The organism is Mesorhizobium sp. WSM4884 (assembly GCF_029625675.1).
Lineage (GTDB): Bacteria > Pseudomonadota > Alphaproteobacteria > Rhizobiales > Rhizobiaceae > Mesorhizobium.
Genome location: NZ_JARTVO010000011.1, coordinates 45291 through 66237, shown reverse-complemented (window position 1 = coordinate 66237; position 20947 = coordinate 45291). Strand labels below are relative to the sequence as shown.

Genomic DNA, 20947 nt, shown 5'->3' with positions numbered 1-20947 from the left:
GGAGGGAGCGGTTGCTCCCTCCCTTTTCGTTTCATCAGTACGCGGCCGACAGGATGGCGTCGCGATCGGCTTCGCCGGCGAGGTCCATGCGGATAGCGGTGCCGTCGCGCGCCGGCCTGCGCAGGGCTTTGGCACCATCCGGTTCGATGGCGAGCAACTGCCGCTCTTCCCAGGCTTGCAGCCTTGATCGCGAGATGCCGAACTCGCCGGCAAGCAGCCGGTCGAGCCGCAAGGGCGTCGCTGCGTCCAGTCGAAGCTCGAGCCAAAGCGCGGTGGTGCATTCCGGCCTGCCGTCCAGCAGCTCTTTTCGGACCGTGACGTCTGGAAATTCCTCGATCCGTCCGATCCGGCTCCGCATCGCCGCGGCATCGAACGCATGACGCCGCGCAAGTGATGGATCGTTGTCTTCGAGCGCCGCAAGCAGCGCCGGTTCGATGTCGCGACGATTGCAGCGCTCAAAAATGGTGCGGTTCCAGGAATTATCGCAATCCATGCAGCGGTAGATCAGCCAGGCGTCGATGCGTTTGCCGTTGGCATTGACGCGGAATTTGCCGCTGCACTGGTAGGGTTTCACCTTGCGGCAGCGGTTGCAATTGATGAGAGGTCGAGGCGCGATTTTCGGCGCGATCGCCCAGCGGATACGCAACAGTCCAGACATGCCGGTAGGCCCTTCCCGTCGGGAAGTCCGTCAGGCCGGCGATGTCCGAGATGCCTCTCTGCTCGAGCATGATCTATTCCGGGATCATGCTCATGCGGGCACGGCGTGGCGAAAGACTGCGATGTCGGAAATCAGGCGTCTGCGCGGATGCGCGACGGGCTCAGCAACGCCAAACCGGTCTCGAAACCGCCGCCTGAAGAACACATGAAATGATGCAGGTGCCGGCAAGGCTGCGCCTGCGCGTGCTTTCGGGGAGTTGACGAGACCGGCGGTTACTGAGGCAAAGTCTGGCTCGAAATCGGTAAAGGGTCGGCTCTTCTAGCCGTGCGGCGGCGGGGGAGCAAGGGTTCTTCTTCGGCCGACGGAACGGTGGCGCGGCTCAATCTTAGAACGTCGGCGCTGCCCCTCATCCGCCTGCCGGCACCTTCTCCCCGTATAGTGACGGGGAGAAGGGGAAGCCGCGACCTCGGCGCGTTGCAACGCTGGTAACTGCCGAAATCATCGATGACAGCGCCCCTCTCCCCGTCACTATACGGGGAGAGGATGCCGGCAGGCAGGTGAGGGGCAGCGCCGGCCCTATTTCAGATGGACAAACTCATCGCTGGTCGCATTGCCTCTTTGTTGGCTGCCGGCCCACTCGGCACGTCGGCCGCGGCAATCGCTGTGCGCCCTTAAGAGCTACATCATCTCGATGATCGGCGCGATCTCGACGCTGAAGGCTGGATCCATCAGGATCGGGCAATCCCTGGCCTTGGCGACGGCATCGTCGATGTCCTTCGCCTCGACGATCGTATAGCCGGCGGTCGGGTTGCTGCCGCCATTGCTCTCGACCTTGCCGCCGGGCAGCACCGTCTTCGACATGCCGACGGGATTGCCGCCGTCGATGACGGCCGAACCGAGCTTGTCGTACCAGCCGGTCCAGGCGTCCATAGCTGCTTTGCGCTCGGCTTCCTCGGTCGGCATCTTGCCGGAGCCGTGATAGACATAGAGAAATTTCGCCATGTTCTCCTCCCTTGTCGGCGGCGTCGAACCGGCATGCGGCCACGCCGCTTGCAATCGTCGATATGCGGCTGTGCCGCAATCGGGTATGCGGCTACGCCGCAATCTCTGATCATCGGACCAAATGGCGGGGCGGGCAATGAAAAATTCGGACCCGCTAATGTAAAGGGCGTCACCTGGCCATGGCGTGGTATTCGGGGTTCGGCCGCATGTCGACGGCGGCCGCCACGCGGTTCGACATGTTGAAGAAGGCGGCGGTCGACGCGATGTCCCAGATGTCGCGGTCGGTGAAACCGGCTTCACGCAAGGCGGCGCGGTCGGCCTCGACGATCTTGGCCGGCTCTTCCGTCAGCTTGACCGCGAATTCCAGCATCGCGCGCTGGCGAGCGGGAAGCTCTGCGGCGCGGAAATTCATCACCATCATCTCGCCCAGCGCGGGCTCGCCCGACAGCTGGCGCACCGCCGCGCCATGCGCGGTCAGGCAGTAGAAGCAATGGTTGATCGAGGACACGACCACCGCGATCATCTCGCGCTCCAGCTTCGACAGGCCGGACTCGCCCAGCATCAAATCGTTGTACATGTCGGTGAAGGCGCGCAGCTTCTTCTCGTCGAAAGCGTAGGCAAGAAGCACATTGGGAACGAGGCCAAGCTTCTCCCCGCATTTGGCGAAATAGGCTTTCGTCGCCTCGCTGAGCTCCGCCTGGACCAGGTCGAGCGCCGTAATTCTGTCGGTCATGGTCGTCTCCTTGCAGGGCGATGGCGTCGGTTCGAATTTCTTAGAGCGTCGTCAAACCTTTGTCGCCAAACAGCGCTCATCTGCTACCATAGTCGCAAAAGCATGCCACGGGAGGACGTCATGGCCAGCGTAAAATCCAAGCCGAAAAAGAAAGCTGCGGCCACCACGAAGATAGAAGACAAGCCGGCAAGGCTTGCCGACTACCTGCTTGCCCGCGCACCGGCGGAGGATGTCGCGGCCTATGACGCGGCCGACCTGGAACGCGCGGGCGAACTCGCTGCCCGAGCGGTCGCCGGCCACAAGAAGGGCGAGAGCGTCGTCGCGGTCGAGGCCGAATCGGGCGTTGCCTGCGGCGGCAGGCCGGTCACGGTCATCACCGTCGTCAACGACAACATGCCGTTCCTGTTCGATTCCATCCTCGGCGAGATCGCCGAGTCCTCCGGCGAACCGACCCTGGTCACCCATCCCATCGTCACCGTCCGGCACGACAAGGCGGGCGTCGCGCAGGTCCTGGGCGACGCCGGCAAGGAAGATGACGACCGGCTGAGCGTCGTCCACGTCCATATCCCGCGGCTGACCGCGGAGCAGGCGGCCGCTCTCACCGAGCGGCTGCGCAAGATACTCAATCAGGTCCGCGCCGCCGTCACCGACTGGAAGCGGATGCTCGCCCGCCTCGACCAGGCCATTTCCGAATTCCGTTATTCGGCCGTGCCGCTCGACAAGAAGAGCGTCACGGAGGCGATCGCCTTTCTCGAATGGCTGCGTGACGACAATTTCACCTTTCTCGGCATGCGCGAATTCAAATATGTCGGCGGCGAGGAAAGCGGCACGCTGGAGCGCGCCGACAAGCCTGGCCTCGGCATCTTGACCGATCCCGACGTGCTGGTGCTGAGGCGAGGTACCGAGGCGGTGACGACGACGCCGGAAATCCGCGCCTTCCTGCACGGGCCTGAACCGCTGATCGTCACCAAGGCGAATGCCAAGTCCTCCGTGCATCGCCGCATCTACCTCGATTACATCGGCGTCAAGACCTATACGGCCAAGGGGGCGCTTGCCGGCGAGCTGCGCATCGTCGGCATGTTCACCTCGACCGCGTACACGCGCTCGGTGATGAAGATCCCCTATCTGCGCTCGAAGGCGGAAACGATCATCGCCAAGTCCGGCTTCAATCCGAACGACCATTCCGGCAAGGCGCTGATCAACGTGCTGGAGAGCTATCCGCGCGATGAGTTCTTCCAGGTGCCGGTGCCGATCCTCAGAAAGCATGCCAATGCCATTCTCGGGCTGATCGAGCGGCCGCGGATCAGGGCGCTGGTGCGCGTCGACCAGTTCGATCGTTTCGTTTCGATCCTCGTCTTCGTACCGCGCGACCGCTACGACAGCGTCGTGCGCGAGAAGATCGGCACATACCTCAAGACCGTGTTCGAGGGCCGGCTCTCCGCCTATTATCCGGCCTTCCCGGAAGGCGGGCTGGCGCGCGTTCACTTCATCATCGGCCGCTCCGGCGGCAAGACGCCGAAGATCGAACAGGCGACCATCGAGGCGGCGATCCGCGATATCGTGCGCACCTGGGAGGACGCGCTTTCCGAAGCCGCGGAAGCGGCCGGCAGCGACCCGACACTGAAGAGCATTGCCGCTCGCTTCCCGGAAAGCTATCGCGACTCGTTCTCGGCAGCGGTGGCGCTGGCCGATGCCGGTCGTATCGCCAGGATCGGCCCCGACAATCCGATCGCCATCGAGTATTACCGCCATGCCGACCAGAAGCCGCATCAGGCGGCGCTGAAGATCCATCACTATGGCAGCCCTGTCGCGCTGTCGCGTCGCGTTCCGGTGCTGGAAAACATCGGCTTCCGCGTCATCAGCGAGCGCACCTTCGAGGTCGCCGACACGGGCTCGGGCAAGGTCTTCATCCACGACATGGAGTTGGAGAACAGTTACGGCGCGCGAATAGATCTTGCCGATGGCGGCGCGCTGTTCGAGGACGCCTTCCTGTCGGTGTGGCGTGGCGATGTCGACAATGACGGCTATAACGGCCTGGCCCAGACCGCGGGTCTGTGGTCGGGCGAGATCACCATCCTGCGCGCCTATGGCCGCTATTTGCAGCAGGCCGGCATTCCGCAGAGCCAGGATTTCATCGCCGCCGCGCTCAACCGCTATCCCGACATCGCACGCGGCCTGCATCAATTGTTCGTCGCCCGCCTCGGACCGACGGCCGAAACCGAGGGCGTGGTCGCCGCCAAGCACCTCAAGGCCAAGATCAAGGACGCGCTGGAAGAGGTGCCCAACATCGATGACGACACCATCATCCGGCGCTACCTCAACCTGATCGAAGCCTCGCTGCGCACCAATCATTTCGTAACCGATACGAAGGAGAGGGGGCAATCGTTGGCGATCAAGCTCGACTCGCAGGCGGTCGACGGCCTGCCGGCGCCGCGGCCGTGGCGCGAGATCTTCGTCTACGGCTCGGAGGTCGAGGGCGTGCATCTGCGCTTCGGCCCGGTCGCGCGCGGCGGCCTGCGCTGGTCCGACCGCGCCCAGGACTACCGCACCGAGGTGCTGGGGCTGGTCAAGGCGCAGCAGGTCAAGAACGCGGTCATCGTGCCGGTCGGCGCCAAGGGGGGCTTCTATCCGAAACGCCTGCCCGTCGGTGGCGGCCGCGACGCGATCTTCGAGGCCGGCACCTCGGCCTACAAGAATTTCGTCTCCAGCCTGCTTTCGATCACCGACAATATCGGCATAGGCGGCGTCATTCCGCCGGCCGGCGTGGTGCGGCGCGATCCCGACGATCCGTATTTCGTCGTCGCCGCCGACAAGGGCACGGCGACCTTCTCCGACACCGCCAACGCCATTTCCGAGAAGCACGATTTCTGGCTCGACGACGCCTTCGCCAGCGGCGGCTCGGCCGGCTACGACCACAAGAAGATGGGCATCACCGCCAAGGGCGCCTGGGAGGCGGTGAAACGGCATTTCCGCGAGATGAATCGCGACATCCAGACCTCGCCCTTCACCGTCGTCGGTGTCGGCGACATGTCAGGCGACGTGTTCGGCAACGGCATGCTCCTGTCACCGGCCACCAGGTTGATCGCCGCCTTCGACCATCGCGACATCTTCATCGATCCCGATCCCGACATGGTGGCCTCGATGGCCGAGCGGCAACGCATATTCGCGCTGCCGCGTTCGTCCTGGCAGGACTACGACAATTCGAAACTGTCGGAAGGCGGCGTCATCGTCTCGCGCAGCCAGAAGTCGATCACCCTGCCGCAGGCGGCCGCCACGGCGATCGGGCTGGGAAAGACCACGGCCACGCCGGTCGAGATCATGAACGCCATCCTCAAAGCCCCCGTCGACCTTCTGTGGTTCGGCGGCATCGGCACCTATGTGAGGGCTTCCGGCGAGACCAATGCCGATGTCGGCGACCGTGCCAACGACGCTATCCGCGTCACCGCGCTCGACGTCCGCGCCAAGGTCATCGGCGAGGGCGCCAATCTCGGCGTCACGCAACGGGCGCGCATCGAATTCGGCATGAGCGGCGGCCGCTGCAATTCCGACGCCATCGACAATTCGGGCGGCGTCAACTGCTCCGACGTCGAGGTCAACATCAAGATCGCGCTGGCGTCGGCCATGCGCAAGGGTTCGCTGGGCCGTCCGGCGCGCAACAAGCTGCTCGCCGAGATGACCGACGAGGTCGGCGCGCTGGTGCTCTCCAACAACTATCAGCAGACGCTGGCGCTCTCGCTGGCACGCAAGCGCGGGCTGGCCGACATCGCTCACCAGGCGCGCTTCATGACGGCACTGGAGGCGCGCGGCCTGCTCGACCGCGCCGTCGAGACACTGCCCTCGCCGGCCGCCCTTGCCGAGCGCGAGGCACGTGGCGAGCCGCTGACCAGGGCCGAGCTCGGCGTGCTGCTTGCCTATGCCAAGATCGTGCTCTTCTCCGACATCGTCGCCAGCGACGTGCCGGACGATCCGCATTTCGACCGCGACCTGATGGGCTATTTCCCTGAGCGCATGGCAAAGAAATTCGCCGGCGAGATCCGCGACCACCGGCTGCGGCGCGAGATCATCGCGCGCGTCGTCGCCAACGACCTCGTCAACCGAGGTGGGCCATCCTTCGTCAACCGGCTGCAGGAGGCGACTGGCCGCACTGCAGCCGCTGTCGTGCGCACCTTCGCCGTGGTGCGCGACGGCTTTTCGCTGCCTTCGCTCTACAAGGAGATCGACGGGCTCGACAACCAGATCGACGGCCAGACCCAGCTCGATCTCTATCAGTCGGTCAGCCGGCTCATTTTCGTGACCAGCGGCTGGTACCTGAAGCACGATGCGGGTTCCGCGCCGCTCAGCCAGCGCATCGCCGAACTGCAGGAGGCACGCAAGGCGCTGGAGCCGAAGCTGGTGTCGCTGTTGCCCGCCTTCTCGCGCGAGCGGATCGAGGAGCGGCGTCACGGCCTGTTCAAGGGCGGCGCTCCGGAGAAACTGGCCGAGAAGCTGGCGCTCGCCGAGGTGGGCGAGCTGATCCCGGACATCGCGCTCACCGCGCGCACGGGCAACGCCGACATCGTCAGCGCGGCCAAGGCCTTCTTCGCCGTAAGCGACGCCTTCCGCATCCCGCGCGTCGAGGAGGCCGCGCGCTCGATCATGCCGCCGGACTACTACGATCAGCTGGCGCTGTCGCGCGCGACCGATACGATCGGCATGGCCAGGCGCGGCATCGCGGTAGCAGCGCTCACCAGCCACGGCAAGGCACCGGATCCGGTGGCGGCCTGGCTGGAAGCCGGCGGCGAGCGCGTGGCGCGCATCCGCGAGCGGCTGCAGGCGCTGACCGAAGGCGGCGACATCACCGTGTCGCGGCTGTCGGTGGCCTCGGGCCTGATGAGCGACCTGGCGGGTATGTAGGCATCGTTGGCAAAAGCCGGCGCCGCCCCTCATCCGGCTGCCGCCACCTTCTCCCCGCATAGGGACGGGGAGAAGGGAGCATGCCGCCACGCCGCGCCCTTTCTGCGACGTCTGCGATTGGCGAAATCATCGATGAGAGCGTCTTTCTCCCCGTCACTGTACGGGGAGAAATGCCCGGCAGGGCAATGAGGGGCGGCACTGACGTTGTTCGTTTGCAAGGAAACGGGAAACGTGCAGACATGGCGCCCCGCAATAAGATCGATGATGCCGGAGGGGACATGGCCGAAATAGCAGTGCAGCGGGCGAGGGGGCGCGGCATCTGGGGCTGGATGTTCTTCGACTGGGCGGCCCAGCCGTTCTTCACCGTCGTCACCACCTTCATCTTCGGGCCTTATTTCGTCTCGCGCATGGCGAGCGACCCGACCACCGGGCAGGCAGCCTGGGGCTACGGCATCGCCGCCGCTGGATTGGTCATCGCCGTGCTTTCGCCCGTGCTCGGTTCGATCGCCGACCAGACCGGGCCGCGCAAGCCGTGGATCGCCTTCTTCGCGGCGATCAAGATCACCAGCCTCACGCTTTTGTGGTTCGCCGCGCCCGGCTCCAGCCTGTTCCTGATCGTGCTGCTCTTCTCACTCGCCTCGGTGGCGGCGGAATTCTCGACCGTCTTCAACGATTCGATGATGCCTCGCCTGGTGCCGAAGGCAGAGATCGGCAAGATCTCCAACATCGCCTGGGGGCTCGGCTATCTCGGCGGCATGGTGGCGCTGATCTTCGTCGTGCTGTTCCTGGCCGGCAATCTGGAAACCGGCAAGACGATCATCGGCCTCGATCCGCTGTTCGGGCTCGATCCGAAGCTGGGAGAAGACGCGCGCTTCACTGGGCCGATGTCGGCCGGCTGGTACTTCCTGTTCATCCTGCCGATGTTCTTCTTCACGCCCGACGCCAGCAAGGGGCTCTCGATCGGCCCCGCGGTGCGTGAGGGCCTGTCGGAATTGAAGTCCACGCTTTTCGAAGTGCGCAAGCGCGCCGGCATCTTCCGCTTCCTCGTCGCGCGTATGATCTATCAGGACGGCGTCAACGCGCTGCTGGCACTCGGCGGCACCTTTGCGGCCGGCATGTTCAACTGGTCGATCACCGAGATCGGCATGTTCGGCATCATCCTCAACATCGTCGCCATCTTCGGCTGCTGGATCGCCGCGCGCCTCGATAGCGCGCTCGGCTCCAAGGCGGTGGTGATCATCGCGCTGGTCCTGCTTCTGCTCGCGACGGTCGGCGTCGTCTCGACCGGACCGGGTTTCACGCTGCTCGGCCTGATACAATTGCCCACCACCGATTCCGGCGGCCTGTTCGGCACCGCGGCCGAGAAGGCCTACATCCTCTATGGGCTGCTGATCGGCCTCGCCTTCGGGCCGGTCCAGGCTTCGTCGCGCTCCTACATGGCGCGCAGCGTCACGGCGGCCGAGTCCGGCCGCTATTTCGGCATCTACGCACTTGCCGGACGGGCAACCAGCTTCCTGGCGCCGTTCCTGGTCTCGACGATCACGCTCGCCAGCGGCTCGGCGCGGCTCGGCATGGCGGTGATCGCGCTGTTCCTCGGCCTCGGCATGGCGATCCTGGTCAGGACGCCTTACCCGGCGGACAAGCCGGTGGAGTAGCGCCTTTCCCTTCTCCCCTTGTGGGAGAAGGTGGCCGCGAAGCGGCCGGATGAGGGGTGCTCCAGCTTGGGCGCAGACCTTCGCCAGCGTTAGGCACCACGACTGGATCGCAGACGGCTCACTCCGCTGGAACCCTCCGTCGCGGCGCTGCGCGCCGATCCACGTTCTCCCACAAGGGGAGAAGGAGAGGGCGCTAATGCCTGAAATGCCTGACCCCGGTGAACACCATGGCGATGCCGTGTTCGTCGGCGGCGGCGATCACGTCGTCGTCGCGCATCGAGCCGCCGGGCTGGATCACGGCCGTGGCGCCGGCCTCGATCGCCGACAGCAGGCCGTCGGCGAAAGGGAAGAAGGCATCGGAAGCCACCACCGAGCCCTTGGTCAGCGGCTCGGCCGGGCCAGCCGCCTGCGCCGCGTCGAGTGCCTTGCGGGCGGCGATGCGCGAGGAATCGACGCGGCTCATCTGGCCGGCGCCGATGCCGACGGTGGCGCAGTCCTTCGCATAGACGATCGCGTTCGACTTGACGTGCTTGGCGACGCGGAAGGCGAATTTGAGATCGGCCAGCTCGGCCGGCGTCGGGGCGCGCTTGGTCACCACCTTCAGCTCGAGGTCGTCGACCACCGCATTGTCGCGGCTCTGCACCAGGAGACCGCCAGCGACGGATTTCACCGTGGTGCCGACAGCACGCGGATCGGGCAGGCCGCCGGTGACCAGCAGGCGCAAATTCTTCTTCGCGGCGACGATCGCGGCCGCCTCGTCGGTCGCGTCGGGGGCGATGATCACCTCGGTGAAGGTCTTCACGATCTCCTCGGCCGCCTCGGCGTCGAGGATGCGGTTCATGGCGACGATGCCGCCGAAGGCCGAGACCGGGTCGCAGGCCAGCGCCTTGGCGTAGGCAGCCTTCAGGGTTTCACCTTCGGCGACGCCACAGGGATTGGCATGCTTGATGATAGCGATCGCCGCCGAGCGGACCGGATCGAATTCGCCGACCAGCTCGAAGGCGGCGTCGGTGTCGTTGATGTTGTTGTAGGAGAGCTGCTTGCCCTGCAACTGCCTGGCCGTCGCCACACCCGGCCGCTTGTCGCCCGAGAGGTAGAAGCCGGCGCTCTGATGCGGGTTCTCGCCATAGCGCATCACCTGGTCGAGACGACCGCCGAAGGCTCGCCAGGTCGGATGCTCGATCTCGAGCGCTTCGGCGAACCAGCCGGAGATCGCCGCGTCATAGGTCGCGGTGCGGGCAAAGGCCTTGGCCGCCAGCTTCTTGCGGAAATCGAGCGACAGCGAGCCGAGATTCATCTCCAGCGCGTTGAGCACCGCCGCGTAGTCCTCCGGGTCGGTGACGATGGCGACATAGGCATGGTTCTTGGCCGAGGCGCGGATCATCGCCGGGCCGCCGATGTCGATGTTCTCGACGATCGATGCGTAGCCGGCGCCGGAACGGCGGACTTCCTCGAACGGGTAGAGGTTGGAGACGACGAGGTCGATCGGCTGGATGTGGTGATCGTGCATTGCCTTCGCGTGCTCGGGATCGTCGCGGACACCGAGCAGCGCGCCATGCACCGACGGATGCAGGGTCTTGACGCGTCCGTCCATGATTTCGGGAAAGCCGGTCAGCTCGGAAACGTCGAGAACGCCGAGGCCCGCCTCGGCGATGGCTTTCGCCGTGCCGCCGGTGGAGACCAGCTCGACGCCGGCGGCGGCCAGCGCCTTGGCGAAATCGATCAGGCCCGTCTTGTCGAAGACGGAAAGCAGCGCGCGGCGAACCGGGACGAGGTCGGGTGCCGTAATGTTCTTGGCGGGGACGGCCATGGGCTTGCGGCCTTTCGAGGCTGGTTGGAGAGCGTTCGCGGGCCGTAGCATATGAGGCCCGGAAATCAAGCTTGCAGCCTGATTTGTTCGGAGACGCTCAGTTGTTCTCGGGATAGCCGGCGATGACGGTGCGCGTCAGCTGCCAGTGCACTTCGGCGATCTCCGAGGCCTTGAAGGCAAGCACGATCTGGCGGGTGCGGCGCGGTCCGCCAAGCCCGGCGAAATAGATCGATTCCTCGATCTCGGGCACCACTTCCGCGCCGGTGAAGACCCAGGTATCGCCCTGGGAGGCCGCCAGGGTCAGACGGTCCTGTTCGTCCTGCAGCAGGTTGATGTCGGGATGGATGTGGAAGCGCACGGTCACGAAGTCGCGGCCATTGTTGCGGATCGCCGCGCCGCTTGGGCGCAGGAAGCGGTCGCGGCCGGTGAGTACATTGCCGTTCTCCGTCAGCTTCAGCTCACGCTCGTGCAGGAAGCCGAAGCGCGCGGCGTAGCCGTCGTGGCGGGCGATGAAGCCGTGGACGCCCTTCTGGTCGATGCGTTTGCAGGGCACGTGCTGCGGGCCGCCGATCAGCGGCGAGCCGAGCAGGTCGCTGACCCGCAGCGAATGGCTGAAGCGCGCCGAGGACGTATCGTTGACGGTTGCGGTCGAGTGCGCGGCGGTGGCGCGAGCGAGCGGCCGGAATTCAGCGGCGCCATAGGTGTCGATGCCGGCGTTGACAATGAAATGCTGGCGTCCGGAAGAAAGCTCGAAGGCGAGGCAGCCGGCATGGGCGGCGTTGGAGACGTCGATCGGCGGCGGCAGGCCGGTATCGGCGATCACCGTCACGCCGCCCATCGACAGGCGCTCGTAGCCGGAATGCGGCGCGTGCAGCAGCGGCGCGCCGACCGTGTCGTCGTGGCGCAGGATGGTGGCGATGCGGTCGTGGATGGTGGCGCCCATGCCGTTGAAGCGGGCGAGGCTGCCGTCCTGGTGACGGAAGAAGCGCAGCGCCGGCAGCATGCGGTCGATGGCGTTGATCAAGGCGGGCGGCGGCGCCTCCGCCTGGTTGGCATAGGTCTGGCGCAGCGGCAAAAGATCGGCGAGCAATTCCAGCACCGTCATCGGATTGCGCGAGATATGGCCGCCGTCAGGCAGGATCTGACGGTCGAGTTCCTCGGCAAGATTGCGCGTGGCGCTGCGCAGCGCCGAGGCCGGCGCGGGCAGCGACAGGGCGGCGAAGGCAAGCGCGATGCGGGCGCGCAGCCTGTCCTTACCGTCCGGCATCTCGCGCGCCATCGATCGCAGATAGCGGATCTGCATGGCGAGCGACTTGAGGAAGGCGCGGTAAAAAGGGAATTCGGCCCCCTGCAGCACGACCGAGGAATGCTGCAGCCAGGCGATCACCCGCTTGGCCGTCGTGCCCGGCTCCCAGGCAACGCCGGATATCTGGTTGCCGTGCAGGGCGATCCAGTCCGAAACCAGGGCGCGAGCGTTGGCGGCGGCGAGCTCGGTACCGGCGGCGCGCATGTGGCGCAGCCAGCGGAAGCCGTGCAGCGACTTTTGCCAGCCGCGGTTGGGCACGTTGATCTGGAAGGGCGATTTGCCGCCGCTCTCGACCATGTGGCCGGACAGCGGATAGCGGCCATAGTAGATTTCGAGCGCGATCTGCGGATCGGCGAGCCTCAGATCCGGCGGCGCGATGAGGACGCGCTCGGGCGTGCGGCCGGAATAGCGCCAGCGATAGATGGGACCGGCGCGCAGGCGCCGGCGCGTCTTGCGCCAGAACTCCCTCGCGACAAGCGTCCACAGACGCGTCGTGCTGCCGGCAGCAAGTGCCAAAACCCCTCCTGATTGTCCGCTACCCCAAGCACAAGCTTATATGATTCAAGAACTTATGCGAAGGCGGATTTCACCGGAGTGAAGCACTTCACGCGGCGCCTTCGGGGTCATCCCCGGTTTCCAGCCAGCCACGCCACAACGGCGCGACAGGTGCAAGGGCATAATGTCCCTGGGAAAGGCCGGAAAGATAAGGCATTCTTCCTTAATCGAAGAATTCCGAGTGATTGAAATGTCAATATCGGCGTGGGAACCGGTGTCGCCGCACGCTCCTCCGGTCGCTCTGACGGCCAATGGCAGGATCCTGTCGACCGCGCCGAACCGATTGGGATATCTGACTCCGACCGACCCTTCGGTCGGCGTCGAGGCCATACGCCACCTTTTCGGACTGCAAGGCCATGTCTGGCTGAAGGGCCTCCTGCCGCGCGCGGAGGTGATCGACTTCCGCGGCTGGGTGCTTTCTCACCTGGCGGAGAGCGGGCTTCTGAAGCCGGGGACGGACCCTTCGGTTGGTATCGCTTCCAGTGGCGCATTCGATCGCCAGATTGCCGATCGCCGGCTGATGTCGCTGGTCCGCTCGACCGCCTATGAAGGGTTCTGCGCGCAACCGCGCCTGTCCCGCCTCATGGACGGATTCGTCGGCGGCCTGTCCTATCTGCACAAGCGGAAGATCATGCGCTTCACCTTGCCGGGAACCGCCGCCGCGACGCCGGCGCATTACGACCTCGTCTACTTGCGCGGCGGTACCGACCGTGTGGTGACGGCTTGGATACCGATCGGCGACACGCCTATCGACATGGGTGGCCTCATCTATCTGGAAGGATCGCACGCCGTTGGCGTCGCCATGGAAGCGCAGTCCAGCAAAGACAATGCCGGGCTCAGCCCGCAGGAGCGGATCAGCGCCTATAACCGCAACATGGCCGAGGGCGGCTGGGTGTCGAAGGACCTGCCTCAAATGGCGGAACGATTCGACAGCCGCTGGCTGGTGGCGGATTTCGAAGCGGGCGATGTCGTCCTTCACTCGCCCTACATGATCCACGCCTCCACGACGAACCAGAGCATCAATGGTCTGATCCGGCTGTCGACCGACATTCGTTACCAGAACGTCGACGACGAAATCGATGCCCGATGGGGCAATCACTGGAGCCTTGACGACATGCTCTAAACCGCCCGGCGCATCCGGGCGGCATAGAAGCCGTCCAGGCCTGAAATCCCCGGCAAGTCCAGCACCAGGTCGGCTGGCGTCGTGCGCAGCGTGCCGTCGGGCGTCAGGAACGGGTCGAGGCCGGCGAATTCGCCCGGTTGGATCGGATCGGCGGCCACGCCGGAAGTCTCGGCAAGGAAGGCGCGGTACAGCTCCTCACCCTCGATCGGGTCGAGCGAGCAGTTGGAAAAGACGATCCGCCCGCCGGGTTTGACGAAACTGACAGCGTGAGCGAGGAGCTTCTTTTGGAGCGCGGCGAGTTTTTCGACATCGGCCATGGTCTTCGTCCACGGCACGTCGGGGTGACGGCGTACGGTTCCCGTCGACGAGCAGGGGGCGTCGAGCAGCACGGCGTCGAACAGCTCCGCCGGCCGGTAGTCGAGCAGATCGGTCTGCAGCAGCTCCGCCGACAGGCCGAGGCGCCTTAGGTTCTGTTCCAGCCTGGCCAGCCGGTTCTTCGCGGTGTCGACCGCGGTGACGCTCGCGCCGGCGAGGATGAGCTGCGCCGTCTTGCCGCCGGGCGCGGCGCAAAGATCGGCAACGCGCTGCCCTTCGATGTCGCCGAACAGGCGCGCGGGCAGGGCTGCCGCCGCATCCTGCACCCACCAGGCGCCCTCGGCGAAGCCGGGCAGTTCGGTCACGCCGGCCTGCAGCTTATCGACCCGCACCGTGCCGGTGGGCAGCACGATACCGCCCAGCTTCTCTGCCCAGGCCGCCGGGTCTGACTTGACCGTGAAGTCGACCGGCGCCTCATGGCGATGCGCGGCAAGGACTGCACGCGCCTTGTCGGCGCCATAGGCCGCGGTAAGCCGGTCCGCGAACCACTGCGGCGCCTCGCTCGTCGCGGCGAGCGCCGGCGCGAGCTCGGCATCCTTGGCGCGCGCCAGCGCGCGCAGCACGCCGTTGACGAGGCCGGAGAAGCGCAGCGTGCGCGGATCGGACTTGGCGTGCGTGACGGCAAGGTCGACGGCGGCGCTGTCGGGGATATCGAGGAACAGGATCTGCGCCGCGGCGACGTGCAGGATGTGCGAGAGCGCGGTTGCGTTGGCAGGCAGCGGCCTCTCCAGACGCTTGGCCAGCAGCCCGGCAATGGTCATGCGGTGGCGCAGCGCCGTGACCAGGATGGCGCGCACCAATGCGCGGTCGCGTTGGTCGAGCGCCTTGTATTGCGGGTGTCCGTGCTCGTTGTCGGTCAGGCCGTCGAGCGGTGTATGGGCATCGATGACGGCGGCGAGCAGGCGCGCGGCGGTCTTGCGTGCGGCAAGGCCTGCGATCTGCTCGCCCGCATTGCCGTCACGTCTGCCTGGGATTTGCGGTCGGCGTGTTGCTCCGCTCACGACCACGGGCCCTTGGGTCCGGCGCCGCGGGGGCCGGTCGGGTTGCGGCCCCACGGATTGGGCTTCGGCCGCTTGGGCTCGGCCGGCGACGCGGACTCAGCCGGCCGCCTGCTCCATGGGCCTGCCCGCGGCTCGTCTGGCTGGGCTGGCGCCGACGCTTCGCGCCTGGCGTCTTGCGCGCCGCCGCCCATCTCACTGGCCATCTGCTGCAGCGCGGCGATGCGGTTCTCGGTGTTAGGATGGGTCGAGAACAGGTTGTCCATGCGCTCGCCGTGAAGCGGATTGATGATGAAGAGATGCGCCATGGCTGGATTGCGCTCGGCGTCCGGGTTGGGAATGCGCTCGGCGCCTCGGGCGATCTTGCCGAGCGCGGAGGCCAGCCACAACGGGTGGCCGCAGATCTCGGCGCCGCGTCGGTCGGCCTCGTACTCGCGGGTGCGGCTCACCGCCATCTGCACGATCATGGCGGCGAAGGGCGCGACCAGCATCGCCACCAGCACGCCGACGAAGCCGAACGGGTTGTTGTTGTCGCGGCTGCCGCCGAAGAAGAAGGCGAAATTGCCGAGCATCGAGATCGCGCCGGCGAGCGTCGCGACGATCGTCATGGTCAATGTGTCGCGGTGCTGGACATGGGCAAGCTCATGCGCCATCACCGCCGCGACCTCTTCGTGGCTGAGGCGCTCCAGCAGGCCGGTCGACGCTGCCACCGCGGCGTTCTGAGGGTTACGGCCGGTGGCGAAAGCGTTGGGCTGCGGGCTGTCGATCAGATAGGTCTTCGGCATCGGCAGGCCGGCCTGCTTGGCCAGCGCCTGGACGATCGCATAATATTCGGGGGCGTTCTTCTCGTCGACCTCGACGGCGCGGTTCATCGACAGCACCATCTTGTCGGCATTCCAATAGCTGAACAGGTTCATGCCGGCGGCGATCAAGAGCGCGATCATCATGCCGCCCGTGCCGCCGATCAGAAAGCCGACGCCCATGAACAGCGCGGTCATCGCGGCAAGAAGCATGGCGGTGCGAAGCGTGTTCATCGTCTCTTCCGTCTGGCGTGGTGGCGAATAGGGGTCGATCCTGCGGTTGTCATGGCTATATGATGGGAAAGGCCGGCCCCTGTTTCAATCGACCCCCTGTTTTAATTGGCAAGGCATATCGCATGACCGAACGCCCCAGCAAAATCGAAACCGCTCCCGAAGGCGACAAGCCGCAGAGGACGCCGACGCCGGCGGCCGAGCGCGCGCTGGCAGAGGCCGAGGCCAGGCGACAGGCATACCGCGAGGCGGAAGCCCAACTGCCGAAGGAAATCGGTGGCCGCGGCGGCAAGGAACCGGGGCGCTACGGCGACTGGGAGGTGAAAGGCCTGACCAGCGATTTTTAGTCGGATATGCCTGACCTGATCTCAGCGCATCCTAGAGCGGTTCAGCGTTTCACGGAATCGCCGAACCGCTCTAAGTATTTGTTTTTACGCAATTCCGGACGGAAAACCGTTACACACTTTTCCTGGAATTGCTCTAAGCCGCGTCGCGCTGCGGCTCGACGACCATCCAGCCGCTGTCGTCCACGGCGATCCCAAGCGCATCGTAGGTGGCGATGCTGGCATGCGCCGTCTGCATCGGATGGACATGCGTGGCGCTGATCACCATCACCGAGGCGCCGGCAGCTTCGCCCGCCGCGATACCGGCCGGAGCATCCTCGAAGACCAGGCAATCGCGCGCCTCGACGCCGAGACGTTCTGCCGCCAGCAGGAAGCAGTCGGGCGCCGGCTTGCCGCGGGTGACGTCCTCGGCCGAGACCATCATGGCGGGAACCGGAATGCCGGCCGCCGCCATGCGCAGCAGCGCCAGCTCGCGCGGCGCCGAAGTGACGATCGCCCAGCGCTCGGGCGGCAGCGATTGCAGAAACGCCACCGCGCCCGCGATCGGCACGATGCCGTCGAGGTCTGCCGCCTCTGCCTTGAGCAGCGCATCGGCCTCCGCCACGGGATCGATGCCCGGGAGTTGCAGAGCGGCGATCGTCTCCCGCGCGCGCCTGCCGTGGATCGTCGGCAGGAAGCTCGCGACGTCGAGGCCATGGCCGCTTGCCCACTCAGTCCACACACGTTCCGCCGCCGCGATCGAGTTGAGCACCGTGCCGTCCATGTCGAAAAGGAAGGCGGCGAACTTTCTACCTGCGAACATCTGTTACCTTGGGAACGTTTCGGGGAGGCGCGAAGCGCGATTGCACCGTAGCTTCACCGGCCGCGCGTGGGAAGGGTAAGCGCCGGCATTTCTGTCCGCCGCAGAAACCTCGACCTCAGGCGAGCGCTCGGATGCCCGGATAAATCGTCAACCGGACGGCTGTCTCACTGCGGTTCTGGCACTGTTGCCGACCCGCTTCGGCACACACCCGGCTGTGCCGAAGCGGGAAGGGCCGCGATCGCTCAGCAGAACATGGTAAGCACCTCGTGAACGATATTCCGCCGCCGCTTCTTTCGTTTACCCGCCATTCACCTTCCTATCTGCCGAAAGTAAGAAAAAACAATAAGTTAATCTGTCGTAAGCGCCCTTCGACCGGCCGATGGGCGCGTCTGGCCGAAATCCTGCAGCGCCTGCGTCGAGCGGCTCGATGCCGCAGTCAGCGGGGGCGGAAGGATGCGGCGATTCAAAGGTCTCGTTCACGGGGGTCTCGTTCGTGGGGTGGACGGCTTTGCCCGGGATCGCGGAGGCAATTTCGCGGTTCTGTTCGGGATTGCCGCATCGGTCCTGGCGCTGGGGGTGGGATTCGCGGTCAATATCTCGCAGCTCTACAACGCGAAATCGAGCTTGCAGGGCGTCGTCGACGCCGCCGTCACCTCGACGGCACGCGATCTCACCCTCGGCGTCATCAAGGAAGCCGATGCCAATCGATCGGTGCAGGCATTTCTCGACGCCAACAGCACCGCCGGTATCCTGCAGGCCAACCAGATCGTGCTCGACAAGCTAACCGTCGACAGAACGGCGAAAACCGTGCAGGCGGATGTGCATGCCGATGTCGGCCTCTATTTTCCGATCTTCAGCGTGGGCGACATGCGGCGCGTGACCACGTCGACCACCGCGCTCTATTCGGACAAGAAGGTCGAGGTGGCGATGATGCTCGACATCACCGGCTCGATGGCGGGCCAGAAGATCAAGGATTTGAAGACGGCAGCCGGCAATGCGGTCGACTCGTTCCTCACCGGCCAGGACTCGGCCAATCCTCGTGTGCGGGTGGCGATCGTTCCTTACGCCAATTCCGTCAATGTCGGTTCACTTGCCGCAAGCACCGTCTTCGTCGAAACCAAGCTCAGCGAGCGCAAGCAGGCGCCGAGCAATGGCGACGCGCAAATGGTGTCGGCGCCGGCGCGGCCCGATACCTGCGCGACCGAGCGCAAGGGCACCTATCAGTATTCGGATGCCGGACCGGACGTCAGCATGGTCAACCGCGACTATTTCCTGTCCCCGTTCGCCCAACAGACCGGCACGTCCGCTTGTCCGGCCGCGGCGGTGAAGCCGCTGACAGCCGACGCCACGGCGCTGAAGAATGTCATCAAGGGCTTCGTCGCCTCCGGCGGCACCGCCGGCCATATCGGCGTACAGTGGGCCTGGTACATGCTGTCCGAGAACTGGGGCGGCGTGATGAAGGTTTCGGAGCGGCCGGCCAAGCTGGATCCGACGAAGGTCGCCAAATACGTGATCGTGATGACCGACGGCGAGTTCAACCTTTCCTATTTCGATGCCACCAGCGTGGGCCAGGTTTATAACGCCGCCGGCAAGGAGCAGACACGCACCGCCGCGACGACGCTGTGCTCCGCGATGCGCGACCAGGGTATCGAAATCTTCACGATCGGCTTCGACCTCACCGAAAAGAACGCCAAGTCGACGTTGCAGGCTTGCTCCAGCCCGGACACGGCGAGCATCAAGCATTTCTATCAGGCCGCCAACGGCACGGAGCTCGACCAGGCTTTCCAGTCGATCGTGCGCAACATCGACAACCTCACAGTGACCAAGTAGCGGCGCCGGTTCCGCAGCGCATTTCCTGGATTGCCTTAAAGCGCGTCGCGATCTTTCAGATTCGCTCCATGCGCTTTAGGTTTTTGATTTACGCATGTCTTTATCCCGAACCCGGTTCCCACCTTCGGGAGACATGCTTTAGGCCAGCGCAGATCAGCTACCAAAGGAAAAGGCCGCCGCTTCTCGACGAAGCCGGCGGCCTTCCGTGTTTCCGTCCATGACGCGGCTCATGGCGACGACCCCATCGGGTCACCTGCCGCGCGTCTCGCGCCTTAACGGGAAGACTGCTTCCCGGAAGTGCAATCCGCTGAGCTCACGTTATGGAAAACGAAATCACTCGACATCGGATCACCTCCTTTCGATTGGTTGAACACGGCCCAAAGAATGGGGTGCGTCGCGGCAAATGACAAGGTGCCGCGACGGAATGGCCAGATCGGAAATGCTCGCAGTAGTGCATTTGCGCAACAGATCGGGATTGCGGTGCCGAGGCCAATTGGACAACAGTGCCTCAGTCTAGCGAGTCTATTCGACGCATCGGGAGGTGGGAATGAATGCCGCCGACAGGGCCGCGCGGATCGTGCGAACGGTGGTCGAAACGCTGAAGCCAGGCTTTGCGGTCAGGCTGTGGACCGGCGAGCGGATCGGTCCCGCCGACGGTCCGGTGCTCGCCATCAACGATCAGGACATCGTCTGGCAGCTGGTTCGCCGGCCGACCTTCTCGACGCTGGTCGAGATGTGGATTTCCAAGACCGTCGATGTCGAAGGGGGCATGCTGTTCGATTTCTACGCCCTGCCCTCGCAGGGCAAGCTCAAGACGAAGCTCAGATCGTTACCCAAGCTCGCGATCCTGCGCGACCTGCCAAGCGTGCTGTTTTCGCGCAAGCAGATGACGGCGCGCGGCGATCTTTCCGGGCGCAACCCCTATGTCAGCGGGTCGAACAAGGAGGCGATCCAGCATCACTACGACATCTCGAATGCCTTCTACCGGCTCTTCCTCGACGAGCGCATGGTCTACAGCTGCGGCTATTTTACAGATTTCGCCAACGGCATCGACCAGGCGCAGGTCGACAAGCTCGACCATATCTGCCGCAAGCTCAGGCTGAAGCCCGGCGAAAAACTGCTCGACATCGGCTGCGGCTGGGGTGCGATGCTCATCCATGCGGCGAAGAATTATGGCGTGGTCGGCCACGGCGTCTCGCTGTCGCAAGCCCAGACGGACCTTGCCCGCGAGCGCATTCGCACCGAGGGGCTGGAGGATCGCATCACCATCGAGATCAAATCCTATGCCGAGCTCTCCGGCACTTTCGACAAGATCTCGTCGATCGGCATGTTCGAGCATCTGGGGCTCGCCAACCATGATGCCTACTTCTCGGCGGTCCACCGCTTGCTGAAGCCGGGCGGCATCTACCTGCATCATGCCATCACCAGGCGCAGCAAGGGCGACATCAAGAAGACGCTGCGCAAGGGGCCGGAATACAAGGCGCTGATCAAATACATCTTTCCTGGCGGCGAGCTCGACACGATCGGCATGACGCTCGGCAATCTCGAGGCGCATGGCTTCCTCGTCCATGATGTCGAGAACCTGCGCGAGCATTATCAGCGCACCTGCCGCCTGTGGGCGGAGCGGCTCCATGCCCGCTTCGACGAGGCGATCGCCGAGGTCGGCGAGGCGAAGGCGCGGCTCTGGCTGCTCTATCTCACCGGCTGCTCGATCGCCTTCGAGCGCGCCTCGGCGCAGGTTTTCCAGACCGTCGCCACAAAGCGCGCGCGTGGCCCGAGCGGGCTGCCGCCGACGCGGGCGGATCTCTATCGGCAGGAATGAAAGCGGCCGG

Annotated in this window: 14 protein-coding genes; 6 read left to right on the top strand and 8 right to left on the bottom strand. The window is 65.1% G+C overall.

What is annotated here, in order from left to right; all coding sequences use genetic code 11:
• Nucleotides 1-34: 34 nt before the first annotated feature.
• From P9236_RS18525 to P9236_RS18515, 3 genes are all read right to left on the bottom strand, one after another.
• A complete protein-coding gene (locus tag P9236_RS18525) occupies nt 35-658 on the bottom strand; it encodes a DUF1062 domain-containing protein (RefSeq protein ID WP_278075931.1) in 624 nt (207 codons plus the stop codon).
• Nucleotides 659-1336: 678 nt separating this feature from the next.
• A complete protein-coding gene (locus P9236_RS18520; protein ID WP_278075930.1) occupies nt 1337-1660 on the bottom strand; it encodes a hypothetical protein in 324 nt (107 codons plus the stop codon).
• 169 nt (nt 1661-1829) lie between these two features.
• A complete protein-coding gene (locus tag P9236_RS18515; protein WP_278075929.1) occupies nt 1830-2393 on the bottom strand; it encodes a peroxidase-related enzyme in 564 nt (187 codons plus the stop codon).
• 120 nt (nt 2394-2513) lie between these two features.
• On the opposite strand from P9236_RS18515, the gene P9236_RS18510 reads away from it, so the two are divergent.
• A complete protein-coding gene (locus P9236_RS18510) occupies nt 2514-7286 on the top strand; it encodes an NAD-glutamate dehydrogenase (protein WP_278075928.1) in 4773 nt (1590 codons plus the stop codon).
• Nucleotides 7287-7564: 278 nt separating this feature from the next.
• Nucleotides 7565-8941 carry an MFS transporter gene (locus tag P9236_RS18505; RefSeq protein ID WP_278075927.1) on the top strand — a complete coding sequence of 459 codons (1377 nt, stop codon included), beginning with the start codon at nt 7565-7567 and terminating at the stop codon, nt 8939-8941.
• Nucleotides 8942-9134: 193 nt separating this feature from the next.
• On the opposite strand, the gene purH is transcribed toward P9236_RS18505, so the two are convergent.
• A complete protein-coding gene (gene purH / locus P9236_RS18500; protein ID WP_278075926.1) occupies nt 9135-10751 on the bottom strand; it encodes a bifunctional phosphoribosylaminoimidazolecarboxamide formyltransferase/IMP cyclohydrolase in 1617 nt (538 codons plus the stop codon).
• A gap of 97 nt (nt 10752-10848) precedes the next feature.
• Nucleotides 10849-12573, bottom strand: a complete 1725-nt coding sequence (locus P9236_RS18495) for a heparinase II/III family protein (protein ID WP_278075925.1) — start codon at nt 12571-12573, stop codon at nt 10849-10851.
• A 229-nt stretch (nt 12574-12802) separates the two neighbouring features.
• Here P9236_RS18495 and P9236_RS18490 point away from each other — a divergent pair, with 229 nt between their 5' ends.
• Complete coding sequence (locus P9236_RS18490) at nt 12803-13735, top strand: phytanoyl-CoA dioxygenase family protein (protein WP_278075924.1); 933 nt, start codon at nt 12803-12805, stop codon at nt 13733-13735.
• On the opposite strand, the gene P9236_RS18485 is transcribed toward P9236_RS18490, so the two are convergent.
• Both P9236_RS18485 and htpX read right to left on the bottom strand, forming a co-directional pair.
• Nucleotides 13732-15117 (bottom strand): RsmB/NOP family class I SAM-dependent RNA methyltransferase, encoded by a 1386-nt coding sequence (locus P9236_RS18485; protein WP_278075923.1) that lies wholly within the window; start codon nt 15115-15117, stop codon nt 13732-13734. The two genes, P9236_RS18490 and P9236_RS18485, sit on opposite strands and share 4 nt — an antisense overlap.
• Nucleotides 15108-16142 carry a zinc metalloprotease HtpX gene (gene htpX / locus P9236_RS18480; RefSeq protein ID WP_278075922.1) on the bottom strand — a complete coding sequence of 345 codons (1035 nt, stop codon included), beginning with the start codon at nt 16140-16142 and terminating at the stop codon, nt 15108-15110. Before htpX ends, P9236_RS18485 begins: the two co-directional genes overlap by 10 nt.
• A 122-nt stretch (nt 16143-16264) precedes the next feature.
• Here htpX and P9236_RS18475 point away from each other — a divergent pair, with 122 nt between their 5' ends.
• Nucleotides 16265-16486: a DUF1674 domain-containing protein gene (locus tag P9236_RS18475; protein WP_278075921.1), complete on the top strand. Its 222-nt coding sequence runs from the start codon at nt 16265-16267 to the stop codon at nt 16484-16486.
• Between the two features lie 133 nt (nt 16487-16619).
• Here the strand turns inward: P9236_RS18475 and P9236_RS18470 are convergent, their stop codons facing one another.
• A complete protein-coding gene (locus P9236_RS18470; protein ID WP_278075920.1) occupies nt 16620-17285 on the bottom strand; it encodes an HAD-IA family hydrolase in 666 nt (221 codons plus the stop codon).
• Nucleotides 17286-17738: 453 nt separating this feature from the next.
• On the opposite strand from P9236_RS18470, the gene P9236_RS18465 reads away from it, so the two are divergent.
• Together P9236_RS18465 and P9236_RS18460 are read left to right on the top strand one after the other, a co-directional pair.
• Entirely contained in the window at nt 17739-19115 is a 1377-nt protein-coding gene (locus tag P9236_RS18465; protein WP_278075919.1) for a pilus assembly protein, read from the top strand.
• 547 nt (nt 19116-19662) lie between these two features.
• On the top strand, nt 19663-20937 hold the full coding sequence (locus P9236_RS18460; protein ID WP_278075918.1) for a cyclopropane-fatty-acyl-phospholipid synthase family protein: 1275 nt from the start codon (nt 19663-19665) through the stop codon (nt 20935-20937).
• The last annotated feature ends 10 nt before the right edge of the window (nt 20938-20947 follow it).